Source organism: Lentzea sp. CC55 (assembly GCF_021056325.1).
In the GTDB taxonomy this organism is placed as follows: domain Bacteria; phylum Actinomycetota; class Actinomycetes; order Mycobacteriales; family Pseudonocardiaceae; genus Lentzea; species Lentzea jiangxiensis.
This window is the reverse complement of sequence record NZ_JAJCXE010000054.1, coordinates 22,705-34,915: the sequence shown is the minus strand read 5'-3', so window position 1 is coordinate 34,915 and position 12,211 is coordinate 22,705. Positions and strand designations below refer to the sequence as shown.

Here is a 12,211-nt window from a genome sequence, read left to right as displayed (position 1 = left end):
GTCCTAACGACTGGCGTTCGAGCGAGACCCGCTGACCCACCACACGAGCGCCGCACCGCCTGCCGCGAGCACGCCGAGTGCTCCGGCGGCGGCGACGACGAGGTGCGCGGCGAGTCGTTCGGCGGCCACGCCGGCCAGGGCCACCCCGAGGCTCTGGGAGACGCGCAGCGCGGTGACGGCCAGGCCGAACGCCTGTCCGCGTGAGGAGTCCGGGACCGCGCGGACGAAGGTGGTGTTGGCGATGAGGTGGTAGGCGCTGGCTGCTCCGGACAGCGCGAACATCGTCACGCTGAGGGCCAGGCCCGGCTGGGTCGCGGCCGGGACGAGTGCGGCGCAGGCGGCGATGGCGAGCCAGGGCATGAGCCGCAGTTGCCGCTGGTGGTCCAGGCGTGCGACGAGGAGCATTCCGATGGCGGCTCCGGCGGCGTAGGCGCCGAAGATCAGGCCGACCCCGGCCGGTCCGGCTCCGAGCTGGGCCGAGTAGGGCGCGGCGAGGGCTTCGCCCGCGATGTAGAACCCGGAGACGCAGGCGAGGGCGACCAGTGCGCGCAGTCGCCGGTCGCCCCACACCAGTCGTGCCCCGCCGAGGAGGTCGGCGGGCCAGGCCCGTGCGTGTGTGGCGCGTGGTGCGGGCCGGTCGTGCAGGAACACCGCGGTGAGGGACGCGGCGAGCAGGAACGTCACGGCGTCGGCGATGAGCACGGGTCGGTGGCCGAGCAGTGCCACGAGGGCTCCGCCGCCGACGAACCCGGCGACCTGTGCGATCTGGGTGGCGGTGCTGAGCACGGCCTGGCCCAGGGGGTAGCGCTGGTCGGGCAGGATCTGCGGCAGCAGCGCCGCCCGTGCGGCTCCGTGGGGTGCGCCCGCGAGCTGGACGAGCACCAGCACGGCGGCGAGCAGCCACAGCGGCATCCCGGGGATGACCATGGCGAGCAGCAGTGCGGCGCGGACGAGGTCGGCGGCGACCATGACGTCCTTGCGGGCGAACCGGTCGGCCAGGCCGGAGAGCAGCGGCCCGCCGACCAGGTCCGGCAGGAACGTCAGCGCGTAGGTCAGCGCGGTCAGGCCGGTGCTGGCGGTGCGGTCGTAGACGTGCACCGTGAGCGCGACCCTCGCGAACTGGTCTCCGGCGACTGACACCGCGTGCGCCGCGAACAGCGCGCGGAACTCGGTGTCACGGGCGAGGTCGCGGTATCCGGGCACGCCCTACAGGATGGACGACCAGAACCCGCACCGGTGATCGCGGACGAAGTCGGTCGCGCCGGTCGCGCCGGGTGCGAAGGACTGGACGGGGGCACGCCAGCCCGGGTCGCCGGTGCGGGCGAACCGTCCCCACGCGGCGATCATGTGGTCCGACACGCGGCGCTGTGCCGGTGTGAGGGTCTGGCCCAGGTCGAACAGCATCAGCAGTTCGGAGCCGTGGTAGGCGCCGTACTCGGGGAACGGCGGCAGGCCGGGGAAGATCATCGGCACGTCCGGGTCGGCGAACTCGTAGCCGGACACGCGGGTGTGCCGGCGCAGCTGGTCGCGCGTGTCCTGGGAGGGGCAGGCCCACGACCGGTCGGTCAGCACGTGGGCGATCTCGTCGCGCGCGTCGCCGTTGCCGTTGACGGGGTAGCGCGCGGCGACCGGTGCCGCGTGCGTTCCGAAGATCGCGGTCAGCAGCTCGCCGTAGGAGGTCTCGGGCAGCGGCTGCGGCCAGAACAGGGGCGCGAACAGGGTCATCTCGTCGTGGGTGGAGCCCACCATGGTCGGTACGCGGTGCATGCGGCCGGTGCGCTGCGCCACGACGGGGTCGATCGGCAGGACCGCGGTGTCGAACGACGGTGAGGCGAACTGCTCGTGCAGCGTCAGCAGCGCCGTGACCGGCTGTGCGCGCAGGCACGCGATGTCCGCGCAGCCCAGTGCTCCGGCTCCGGCCTGCTCGGTGGCGGTGCGCGAGCGCCACACGCCCGTGAACTCGCCGGGGGTGGTGAACGACGGCAGTTCGAGCGCGCACGGCCCGGATTGGATGATCGCCTTGGCGAACAGGCCGGCCGCGCGTGGTGAGGCCAGTTGGGCGCACACGCTCAGGCCGCCGGCGGATTCGCCGAACACCGTCACGTTGCGCGCGTCGCCGCCGAACGCCCGTGCGTTGCGCTGCACCCACCGCAGCGCCGCCTGCTGGTCGGCGAGCCCGAAGGCCCCGGAGCCGGCGAGGCCGGGGTGCCCGAAGAACCCGAACACGCCGAGCCGGTAGTTCACGGTGACCACGACGGCGTCGGTGCGGGCGGCCAGCCACGTCGCGTCGTACATCGACGCCGTGCCCGAGGTGAACCCGCCGCCGTGGATCCACACCATGACCGGCCGCGGTGTGCGCGGGTGCCGGGCCGGTGTGGTGACGTCGAGGTAGAGGCAGTCCTCGGCCTCGGAGCCGGGTTCGCCCAGCTGCGGGTTCTGCGCGCAGCGCGGCGCGGGCCTCGTGGCGTCCCGCACGCCGCGCCACGGCGGTACGGGCTGCGGGTCGCGCCACCGGTTGTCGCCGACGGGGGCGGCGGCGAACGGGATGGCGCCGAAGGTCCGCACCGCCCCGGTCACCGTTCCCCGCACGGTCCCCTTGTCCGTGCGCACGACGGCGCCACCACTGTCGGCGGCAGCCGGGCTCACCATCACCGCACACGCCATCACGGCGGACACGACCGCCGACAGCAACGTCCTCACAGCACTCCCCAGGTCACCGGTCCGTCAGTGCCTTTCGGGTTCGAACGTAGCGAGACCCAGGCGCGCGGGAAACCGGAGGAAGGGGACTGGTGGGTCCTCCGAAAGTCGTTGCCGACAGCACCGGTTGCCGACATACCGACCGGTCGGTACCCTCCGTTCCGTGGGTGACACAACGCTTCCGCGGCGACCCGAGGTCGACGCGCTCGTCTTCGACTGGGGCGGCGTCCTGACCGTCTCCGTACCCGAGTTCGTCGGCGCCTGGCTGCACGCCGAGGCCATCGACCGCGACGTCTACGGCCGCATCATGCGCGACTGGCTCGGCCGCGACGCCCTGCCGGACAACCCCGTGTTCCGCCTGGAGACCGGCGAGCTGACCGTCGCCGAGTTCGAACGGCTGCTCGCCGCCGAGCTCATCACCACCAGCGGCGCGAAGATCGACGAGAACGGGCTGCTCCAGCGCATGTTCGGCGGCGCCACCCCCGACCCGGCGATGGTCGAACTCGTCCGCGCCGCCCGCGCCGCCGGCCTGCACACCGCGCTGCTGTCCAACAGCTGGGGCGAGGGCTACCCCAAGGACCTGCTGCTCGAGCTGTTCGACACCATCGTCATCAGCGGCCGCATCGGCCTGCGCAAACCCGACGAGCGCATCTACCGCCACACCCTCGAGCGGATCGGCGTCCCCGCCGGCCGCGCGGTGTTCTTCGACGACGCCCCCGTCAACGTCGAAGCCGCCCAGGCCGTGGGCATGCACGCCTTCCGCCACACCGGCGCCGACGCCACCCGCGCTCACCTCGCCACCCTCGGAGTGAACCTGTGACCGACCTCCCCGGCCTCGACCTGGCCGCGCTCGCCACCCACCTCGGCACGGGCCCGCTGACCGGCGAGCTGTTCCGCGGCGGCCGCTCCAACCTCACCTACCGCGTCAGCGACGGCACCGACAGCTGGGTGCTGCGCCGCCCGCCGCTGGGCCACGTCCTGGCCACCGCCCACGACATGGCCCGCGAGTTCCGCGTCATCTCCGCCCTGGCCGGCACCACCGTGCCCGTGCCCGGCGCCCGCCTGCTCGTCGAGGACACCTCCGTCATCGGCGCGCCGTTCTACCTCATGGACGAGATGCCCGGCGCCGCCCTGCGCGAACGCTCCCAGTGCCCGTGGCTCACCGCCGAGCAGGCCACCGCCCTGTCCGCACGGCTGGTCGACGTGCTCGCCGACCTGCACTCGGTCGACCCCGCCTCCGTCGGCCTGCAGGACTTCGGCCGCCCGGAGGGGTTCCTCGCCCGGCAGGTCACGCGGTGGGGCAAGCAGCTCGACGCCTCCCGCAGCCGCGACCTGCCCGGCATCGACGAACTGCGCGACAAGCTCGCCGGCACCGTCCCCGACTCGCCGCGCCCCGCGATCATCCACGGCGACTTCCGCCTCGACAACGCCCTCGTCACCCGCGACCCGCTCGGCATCAGCGCCGTGCTGGACTGGGAGATGGCCACCCTCGGCGACCCGCTCGCCGACCTCGGCCTGCTCTACGTCTACTGGGAGGGCCTGGGCGCCGACCCGCGCGCCGGCAGCGACCCCATCACCGGCGGCGTCACCTCGCTGCCCGGGTTCCTCACCGCCGACGAGCTCGTCGCCCGCTACACCGCCCGCACCGGCACCGACACCTCCGGACTGGGCTGGTACATCGCCTTCGGCTACTTCAAGCTCGCCGTCATCGTCGAGGGCATCCACTTCCGCTTCGCCAGCGGCAAGACCGTCGGCGCCGGCTTCGACAAGCTCGGCGCGTTCACCGTTCCCCTCGTGCGGCAGGGACTCGCCGCGGCCCACAAGGAGCTCTGAGTCATGGACTTCGCCTACGACGCCAAGACCGAGGAACTGCGCGGCAAGCTCCTCGCGTTCATGGACTCCCACGTCTACCCCGCCGAAGCGGTGCTCGAGCGGCAGCTGCACGCCGCCACCGACCCGTGGCAGCGCCAGCCGGTCCTCGACGAGCTCAAGGCCGAGGCCCGCCGCCAGGGTCTGTGGAACCTGTTCCTGCCCGACGCCGAGCACGGCGGCGGCCTGACGAACCTGCAGTACGCGCCGCTCGCCGAGATCACCGGCCGCAGCCCCCACCTCGCCCCCGAGGCCCTCAACTGCGCCGCCCCGGACACCGGCAACATGGAGGTGCTGGCGATGTTCGGCACCGACGAGCAGAAGAAGCAGTGGCTGCAGCCGCTGCTCGACGGCGAGATCCGCTCGGCGTTCTGCATGACCGAACCCGACGTCGCCTCCTCCGACGCCACCAACATCGCCACCCGCATCGAACGCGACGGCGACGACTACGTCATCAACGGCCGCAAGTGGTGGTCCTCCGGTGCGATGAACCCCAACTGCGCCATCTTCATCGTCATGGGCAAGACCGACCCCGGCGCCGACCGCCACCGCCAGCAGTCGCAGATCCTCGTGCCCCGCGACACCCCCGGCGTCACCATCGAGCGTGAGATGCGCGTCTTCGGCTACGGCGACCACGCCCACGGCGGTCACGCCGAGATCGTCTTCGACGACGTCCGCGTCCCCGCCACCAACCTCATCGCCGGCGAGGGCGAGGGCTTCGCCATCGCCCAGGCCCGCCTGGGCCCCGGCCGCATCCACCACTGCATGCGCCTGATCGGCATGGCCGAACGCGCCCTGGAGCTGATGTGCCGCCGCGCCGTCTCGCGCGTGGCGTTCGGCAAGCCCATCGCCACCCAGGGCGTCGTGCAGGAGTGGATCGCCGAGGCCCGCGTGCGCATCGAGCAGGCCCGCCTGCTGGTGCTCAAGACCGCGTGGCTGATGGACACCGTCGGCAACAAGGGCGCCCACACCGAGATCCAGGCCATCAAGATCGGCACCCCGCTGATGACCGAATGGGTCCTCGACAAGGCCATCCAGGCCCACGGCGCCGGCGGCGTCAGCCAGGATACCCCGCTCGCCGAGCTGTGGGTCGCCGCCCGCACCCTGCGCCTGGCCGACGGGCCCGACGAGGTGCACCGCATGTCGCTGGCCAAGCGCGAGCTCAAGAAGTACCTCTAGCCCAGGAACAGGCACAACGGGTGACCGTCCGGGTCGAACAGGACCCGGACGTCGTCCCGCGGCTGCACCCCGGCGAGCACCGCCCCCCACGCCGGCGCGTGCCCCACCGCCGCGTGCAGGTCGTCGACCTGCACGTCCAGGTGCCGCGACGCCGTCCGCGCGCCCTCCCTCGCCGGCCGCCGGAAGTGCCGCTCGAGCTCGAACGCGAGCGACCACCCGCCCGGCCCTCGTCGTCGGTCTCGACGGTGCCGCCGGGCAGCCGCGCGTCGAGTGCGCACGGCCCGACGCTAGTGCGCCGCCTCGCGCGCCGCGAGCGCCGCCCGGCAGGCGTGCACGAAGTCCCAGAACACCTCGGTCGTGGTGTGCTTGCGGTCCGAGCGGGAGTTCTCGGAGAACATCGCCGTGCGCAGGGGAGTGGTCAGCTCCAGCTGACCGCCTTGGCGCGAACGGGTGCGGTTGGCGATGTTGGACCGGTCGAAGCCGCCCAGCACCGGGTGGTCGGCCGCGTCGACGGTGTGGAAACCGGCGCGGCGCAGCCGGGTCAGCAGCTCCTGGCGCAGCAGCACGTCACGGCCGCCGACCAGCACCGCCCGGTCGTGGTCCTCCAGGCCCGCCGCCGCGGCCGTGCAGCCGTGCAGGCCCAGTGCGTGCGCGGCGCCGGAGACCAAGGCGCGGGCCACGCGGTCGTCGCAGTGGGACGACGTCACGTGCAGCTCGTCGTTCGCGACCGGCCGCAGGCCCTCGAACATCCAGAAGTCGTGCGTCTGGCCGATCGGCACCCGCGTGGACGGGTGGAAACCCGCGATCGCCAGGCACAGCTCCGAGGTGCCGACTTCGATGCCGCCGCCGTGCGGGGCCAGGACGACCGACGGGGTGCGGGGACGGTGCCGCTTGAAGCGGCGCCGGTAGTCCACCCGTTCCACCAGTCGGGGATCGGCGTAGAGGTCGGAATTGGACGCGTAGACGTCCAACGCCGCCCACTGAGGCTGGGGTCTCATGGCGGGCGGAAGCCTACCCGGCATCACCCGGTCGGCCGCCGCCCGCCAGGGGGACTCACGCGTCGATCTGCTTGGGCGTCTCGTCGGCCGAGGTGATGGCGATCTTGCGGGGCTTCGCGCGCTCCGCGATCGGGATCCGCAGCGTCAGCACACCCGCGTCGCACTTCGCTTCGATGTGGTCGGTGTCGAGCGTGTCGCCCAGGAACAGCTGCCGCGAGAACACACCCAGCGGCCTCTCCGACACCTGCATCTCGACGTCCTTGCCCACCGGGCGGCGCTCCGCCTTCACGGTCAGCACGTTGCGCTCGACGTCGAGCTCGATGGCGTCGGGGGAGACGCCCGGCAAGTCGAACGACACCACGAACTCGTCACCGTCGCGGTAGGCGTCCATCGGCATCGCCGTCGGCCGCGACCACGTCCCGGTCGTGCCGAACACCTGCTGGGTCAGCCGGTCGAGCTCGCGGAACGGGTCAGTGCGCATCAACATCTGACACCTCCAGTCATCTCTCGTGGACTGTCAATGCGCTGCACCACTGTTGTAGCATGTCGTCGGAACGATGACAAGTACCGATTGTCGTCGGAAGGATGACACCATGACGAGTGACTACGAGACCGTCCGGTCCGCGGCCGCCTCACCCGGCAGCGCCACCGAGGTGCTCGCGGCGCTGATGCTGCTCAGGCAGCTGCGCGACGAACTGTCCGGGTGGGAGCCCCAGCTCATCGAAGCCGCACGGGAACTCGGCACCAGCTGGGCCGACCTCGCCCCCGCCCTCGGCGTCGCCAGCCGCCAGGCCGCGGAAAAGCGCTACCTGCGCGTGCGGCGCACCGGCGAGAGCGGCACCGGCGACGAACGCGTGCAGGCCGAACGCGACCGGCGCGCCGGCGACAGGGCCGTCGCCGCCTGGGCCCGCGAGAACGCCGCCGTGCTGCGCGGCCTCGCCGCCCGCGTCGGCCCGCACGACGCCGCCGTGCAGCAGGCCCTCGGCGAAGAGGACGCCGCCGGTCTGCTCGCACCCCTGGCCGACGCCGGACCCGGCCTGCGCGCGGGCCAGCCCGCGCTCGCCGAGCAGATCGCCGGCATCGGCGAGCACACCGACAGGCTGCGCGCCGACGCGCTACAACAGCGTCAGCGAACCGGCTGAGGCGTCCAGCTCGGCCGGCACGCCCAGGGGCAGCGACCACGAACCGGCGCAGTGGCCGAACCCGAACTCGCCCAGCACCGGCACACCCAGCCCGCCCAGGCGGTCGGCCAGCACCGCCGAGACGTCACCGCAGTCCGTCCACGACCCGAGCACGATGCCCGACACCGGCGCGAACCAGCCCGCCCGCAGCAGCTGGGTGAGGATCCGGTCCAGCCGGTAGGGCTCCTCGCCGACGTCCTCGAGCACCGCGATCGCCCCTGGCGCCGGCACGGCCCACCGCGGCCCGCCCACCGACGCCGCCAGCAACGCCGCGTTCCCGCCCGTGAGCACCCCGCGGGCGGTACCGGGCACCACGGGCGTCCCGGCCCGCCACGACCGCCTGCCGGTGAGCAGCACCTCGTGCAGCCGCCGCTGGGCCAGGGGGTCGTCGACGAAGTCCGCGGTGCCCGGCATCGGCCCGAACACCGTCGCCATGCCCACCGCGTTGAGCTCGGCGTGCAGCACCGTCACATCCGAGGACCCCACGAACACCCGCGGCGGCAACGTCTCCCACGGCACGAGGTCGGTCATCCGCAGACACCCGTAGCCGCCGCGCACGCAGAACACCGCCGCCACGTCCGAACACCACGCCGACACGAACTCCTCGGCCCGTGCCCCGTCGGAACCCGCGAGGTACGGCAACGACCACGACCCCACCACGGGTGTGGTGACCTCCAGGCCCCACGAGCGCAGCACCCGCGCGCCCGCGGCCACCCTCGACGCCATGGCCGGGCCGGCCGGGGACACCAGCGCCACCCGGTCCCCGGCGGACAGCAGGCCCACCCGGTCCTGGGTCAACGGCTCAGGTCCAGCACCGGCACGCCCGGCGGCACGAACCCGAACGCCTGGCCGTAGAACGACAGCTCCGCCTCCAGTGCCGCCTTGATGTTCTCGGCCTTGCGGAAGCCGTGCTGCTCACCTTCGAACGTGAGGTACGCGTGCGGGATCCCCGACCCCGCGAGGTCCGCGGCGAACCGGTTCGCCTGCTCGGGCGGGCAGATCTCGTCCTCCAGGCCCTGCAGCAGCAGCACCGGGCCCGACACCGACCGCGCCTTGGTCGACGGCGAGCGTTCGGCGTAGCGCTGCGCGGCCTCGGGCAGCGCGCCGGCCAGGCCCTCGACGTAGCGAGACTCGAAGTCGTGCGTCTCGCCGCCCTGCGACGTCCAGCCCGCCAGGTCCAGGATCGGGAACGCCACCATGCCGCACCGGTAGACCCGCGTCGAGGTCAGCGACGCCGCCGCCGTCCAGCCGCCCGCCGAGCCGCCGCGGATGCCCAGCCGCGCCGGGTCCGCGGTGCCCTCCTGCGCCAGCTGCCGGGCCACGAACGCGCAGTCCTGCACGTCCACCACACCCCACTGCCCGCGCAGCCGCTCCCGGAATTCCCGCCCGTAGCCGGTGGAGCCGCCGTAGTTCACCGCCACCACACCGATGCCGCGGCTGGTGAAGTACGCGATGTCGGTGTCGAGCTTGGGCAACGCCCGGCCCGTCGGACCGCCGTGCACGTGCACCACGTACGGCGGCAGCTCGTCCTGCGGCCCGGCGAAGTCCGGGTTGGACGGCGCGTAGACGTAGGCAGGGATGTCGCCGAACACGCGCTCCACCGGCACCGGCAGGTACGGCGAGACCGGCGACTGCTGCCCGCCGGTGAGGTAGGTCAGCTCCCCGTTGGACAGGTCCAGGCGCACCACCGCGTAGTCCGACGTCGGCCCCGCCGCGCCGCACACCACCACGCCGTCGCGCACCGACAGGTCCGCCGCCCACGTCGGCAGGTCGGTCTGCACGTCGGTCACCGTCGCGCTGCGCTCGTCGAGCACCGCCAGGTGACCCGAGCGCACCACCAGGTAGCGGCCCGGTGAGAGCGTGGCGAACCAGCGGTTGCCCAGCCGCCACATCGGCCCGCCCAGCTCCTGCTCGCACGGCGCCAGGTTCTCGCGGCTGCCGTCGGGACGGACGCGGAAGAGGTTCCACCAGCCGTCCGGGTCGGTCAGCGCCAGCAGGTCCTCGCCCTCCCACTCGAACTGGCACACCGCCTCGGTCTTCGAGCCCGTGACGACGCGGTGCTCCGACGAGCCGACGTCGGCCACGCACAGCTCGGTGCCGTCCCACGGCATCTGCGGGTGGTTCCAGCCGATCCAGGCGAACCTCGTGCCGTCCGGGCTGAGCTTGGGGCCGGTCATGAAGTGGTGCGACGCCCCCAGCACCCGAACCTCACCGCAACGGGTGATCGCGACCAGGTCGCGGTGCACGTCGGTGCGCGCGTCACCGGTGACGCTCTCGCGCACGCACCACACCTCGCCGTCCGGGCCCGCGGACAGGTCGGAGTAGCGCACGCCGTGGTGGCGCCGCGGCGCCTCGGTCAGCGGCACGGGCTCGGGCGAGGCGGGGTCGAACACGTAGACGCGCTGGTCGTCCCAGTGCGTGAACGCCACCCGGTCGTGCGCCAGGACCACGAACGGGCGGCCGCCGTACTCGTGCACCCGGTTGCGGGCGTTCCACGGCGCGGGCAGCACCTCCACGCCGTCGCGCACCAAGGCCACCCTGCCGCCCTCGGCGGGCCTGCTCTCAGCCCACCACACCTGCTCACCGTGCAGGTCGGCCCACTGGAACCCACCGCCGGCCGCGCCGGTGTCACCGGCCGTGATCGGCGAGGTCCAGGTCCCGTACGAAGCGATCTTCACCACAGCCCGACCCTATACGCGGAGTGTTTGGTGGGGGAGGACCTGCCGACGATCTCCGCGTGGCCTAGGGTCGTAGGTGCCATGGCTCGCGTCATCCACGTATTCCGCGCACCCGACCGGTTCATCGCCGGGACAGTCGGGCAGCCCGGCGACCGCACCTTCTACCTGCAGGCCTCCGAGCAGAGCAGGTTGATCAGCGTCGCGCTCGAGAAGCAGCAGGTCCAGGTCCTCGCCGAACGCATCGGCTCGCTGCTCGAGGAGGTGCACCGCCGCTTCGGCACCGACGTGCCCGACGACGCGCCGCCCGACGACCTCGACACCCAGCCCCTCGACGTCCCCGTCGAGGAGGAGTTCCGGGTCGGCACGATGGGCCTGGGCTGGGACGCCGAGTCCAAGGCCGTCGTCATCGAGCTCCTCGCGATCTCCGAGGAGGAGGTCGACGAGGCCGTCGTGCTCGACGACACCGAGGAAGGCCCCGACGCCGTGCGGGTCTTCCTGTCGCCCTCGGCCGCCCGCGCCTTCGCCGAACGCGCCGACCGCGTCGTCAACGCGGGCCGCAAACCGTGCCCCCTGTGCGCCGAACCGCTCGACGCGGAAGGCCACATCTGCCCGCGGCAGAACGGCTACCGCCGCAGCGAAGAAGACTGACGTGGACACCTCCGCGGCCCTGCAGTTGCTCGAACACGGCCGCATCGAGGTGGAAGGACGCCTCGTCGACGCCTCCAACGCGACCCTGTTCTGCAAGATCTCGCTCGACGGCGTCGACGCCCAGTGCGTCTACAAACCCGTGCGCGGCGAGCGTCCGCTGTGGGACTTCCCCGACGGCACCCTCGCCGGCCGCGAGGTGGCGACCTACCTGATCTCCGCCGCGTCCTTCGGGCTCGTCCCGCCGACCGTGCTGCGGCCCGGCCCGTTCGGCACCGGCATGGTGCAGCTGTGGGTCGAGACCCGCGAGGAGGACGAGCTCGTCGACATCGTCGGCGTCGACGACGTCAAACCCGGCTGGATCCCCGTCTTCCACGCCCACGACCGCTTCGGCGACCCTGCCGTCCTCGTGCACGCCGATCACCCCCGCATCGCCGCCATGTCCGCCTTCGACGTCGTCGTCAACAACGCCGACCGCAAGGGCGGCCACGTCCTGCACGCCGTCGACGGCTCCGTGCACGGCGTCGACCACGGCATCTGCCTGCACGTCGAACCCAAGCTGCGCACCGTGCTGTGGGGCTGGGCCCGCGAACCGCTGCCCGACCACGTCCTGGAACCGCTGCGCCGGCTGCGGCCCGCGCTGGACGGCGAGCTGGGGGAGTCGCTGCACGACCACCTCACCCGCGCCGAGGTGCGGGCCGTGGGCGAGCGGGTGGACAAGCTCCTGGCCGCCGGGGTGTACCCGGAACCGTCCGGGGACTGGCCCGCCATCCCCTGGCCCGCCTTCTAGACCAGCCGCACGGCGAGGCCGGTGGGCGCACGTCCCGGGAGCGGGCCGTCACCGCTCCGCGCACCGGAGCCCGGCCCGGCCGCCGGCGTCGCGGGCCTGTCCCCCTGCCGCCCGCACCGTCTGAGAACGTGCTTCGGCCTGATCCCCGTCGAGTGCCCGGCCACCCGCAAGACC

At 73.0% G+C, this 12,211-nt stretch carries 13 protein-coding genes; 6 read left to right on the top strand and 7 right to left on the bottom strand.

The window, feature by feature from the left end; genetic code table 11:
- Positions 1-3 precede the first annotated feature (3 nt).
- Positions 4-1,203: an MFS transporter gene (locus tag L6E10_RS32810; RefSeq protein ID WP_236224033.1), complete on the bottom strand. Its 1,200-nt coding sequence runs from the start codon at positions 1,201-1,203 to the stop codon at positions 4-6.
- Positions 1,204-1,206: 3 nt separating this feature from the next.
- Complete coding sequence (locus L6E10_RS32805) at positions 1,207-2,700, bottom strand: carboxylesterase/lipase family protein (RefSeq protein WP_236224032.1); 1,494 nt, start codon at positions 2,698-2,700, stop codon at positions 1,207-1,209.
- Between the two features lie 160 nt (positions 2,701-2,860).
- Here L6E10_RS32805 and L6E10_RS40485 point away from each other — a divergent pair, with 160 nt between their 5' ends.
- Genes L6E10_RS40485 through L6E10_RS32790 form a run of 3 tightly spaced genes read left to right on the top strand, consistent with a single transcriptional unit; the run spans position 2,861 to position 5,745 of the window.
- The gene (locus tag L6E10_RS40485; protein ID WP_236224031.1) at positions 2,861-3,517 is read left to right on the top strand and encodes an HAD family phosphatase; all 657 of its coding nucleotides are present in this window, start codon (positions 2,861-2,863) and stop codon (positions 3,515-3,517) included.
- Positions 3,514-4,530 (top strand): phosphotransferase family protein, encoded by a 1,017-nt coding sequence (locus L6E10_RS32795; protein WP_236224030.1) that lies wholly within the window; start codon positions 3,514-3,516, stop codon positions 4,528-4,530. Before L6E10_RS40485 ends, L6E10_RS32795 begins: the two co-directional genes overlap by 4 nt.
- Positions 4,531-4,533: 3 nt before the next feature.
- Positions 4,534-5,745: an acyl-CoA dehydrogenase family protein gene (locus L6E10_RS32790; protein ID WP_236224029.1), complete on the top strand. Its 1,212-nt coding sequence runs from the start codon at positions 4,534-4,536 to the stop codon at positions 5,743-5,745.
- On the opposite strand, the gene L6E10_RS39980 is transcribed toward L6E10_RS32790, so the two are convergent.
- The 3 genes from L6E10_RS39980 to L6E10_RS32775 are packed head-to-tail and all read right to left on the bottom strand — an operon-like array spanning position 5,742 to position 7,230.
- Positions 5,742-6,023, bottom strand: coding sequence for a VOC family protein (locus L6E10_RS39980; protein ID WP_236224028.1), 282 nt, complete (start codon positions 6,021-6,023; stop codon positions 5,742-5,744). The genes L6E10_RS32790 and L6E10_RS39980 overlap by 4 nt on opposite strands.
- A 9-nt stretch (positions 6,024-6,032) precedes the next feature.
- Complete coding sequence (locus L6E10_RS32780; protein ID WP_236224027.1) at positions 6,033-6,743, bottom strand: poly-gamma-glutamate hydrolase family protein; 711 nt, start codon at positions 6,741-6,743, stop codon at positions 6,033-6,035.
- A 55-nt stretch (positions 6,744-6,798) separates the two neighbouring features.
- Positions 6,799-7,230 (bottom strand): Hsp20/alpha crystallin family protein, encoded by a 432-nt coding sequence (locus L6E10_RS32775; RefSeq protein WP_236224026.1) that lies wholly within the window; start codon positions 7,228-7,230, stop codon positions 6,799-6,801.
- Positions 7,231-7,336: 106 nt separating this feature from the next.
- Here L6E10_RS32775 and L6E10_RS32770 point away from each other — a divergent pair, with 106 nt between their 5' ends.
- Positions 7,337-7,885, top strand: a complete 549-nt coding sequence (locus L6E10_RS32770) for an HSP18 transcriptional regulator (protein ID WP_236224025.1) — start codon at positions 7,337-7,339, stop codon at positions 7,883-7,885.
- On the opposite strand, the gene L6E10_RS32765 is transcribed toward L6E10_RS32770, so the two are convergent.
- Together L6E10_RS32765 and L6E10_RS32760 are read right to left on the bottom strand one after the other, a co-directional pair.
- Entirely contained in the window at positions 7,859-8,722 is an 864-nt protein-coding gene (locus L6E10_RS32765; protein WP_236224024.1) for an LD-carboxypeptidase, read from the bottom strand. The two genes, L6E10_RS32770 and L6E10_RS32765, sit on opposite strands and share 27 nt — an antisense overlap.
- Positions 8,719-10,605: a prolyl oligopeptidase family serine peptidase gene (locus tag L6E10_RS32760; protein WP_236224023.1), complete on the bottom strand. Its 1,887-nt coding sequence runs from the start codon at positions 10,603-10,605 to the stop codon at positions 8,719-8,721. The genes L6E10_RS32765 and L6E10_RS32760 overlap by 4 nt, the downstream gene beginning before the upstream one ends.
- Before the next feature lie 78 nt (positions 10,606-10,683).
- Here L6E10_RS32760 and L6E10_RS32755 point away from each other — a divergent pair, with 78 nt between their 5' ends.
- The gene (locus L6E10_RS32755) at positions 10,684-11,250 is read left to right on the top strand and encodes a DUF3090 domain-containing protein (protein ID WP_090105627.1); all 567 of its coding nucleotides are present in this window, start codon (positions 10,684-10,686) and stop codon (positions 11,248-11,250) included.
- 1 nt (position 11,251) lies between these two features.
- Complete coding sequence (locus L6E10_RS32750; protein ID WP_236224022.1) at positions 11,252-12,037, top strand: SCO1664 family protein; 786 nt, start codon at positions 11,252-11,254, stop codon at positions 12,035-12,037.
- Positions 12,038-12,211: the final 174 nt, after the last annotated feature.

Bases quoted from the DNA above. Each gene is read 5' to 3' on its own strand.
- L6E10_RS32775 (WP_236224026.1), bottom strand. From the start codon at position 7,230: ATGTTGATGCGCACTGACCCGTTCCGCGAGCTCGACCGGCTGACCCAG.
- L6E10_RS32770 (WP_236224025.1), top strand. From the start codon at position 7,337: ATGACGAGTGACTACGAGACCGTCCGGTCCGCGGCCGCCTCACCCGGC.
- L6E10_RS32755 (WP_090105627.1), top strand. From the start codon at position 10,684: ATGGCTCGCGTCATCCACGTATTCCGCGCACCCGACCGGTTCATCGCC.
- L6E10_RS32790 (WP_236224029.1), top strand. From the start codon at position 4,534: ATGGACTTCGCCTACGACGCCAAGACCGAGGAACTGCGCGGCAAGCTC.
- L6E10_RS32780 (WP_236224027.1), bottom strand. From the start codon at position 6,743: ATGAGACCCCAGCCTCAGTGGGCGGCGTTGGACGTCTACGCGTCCAAT.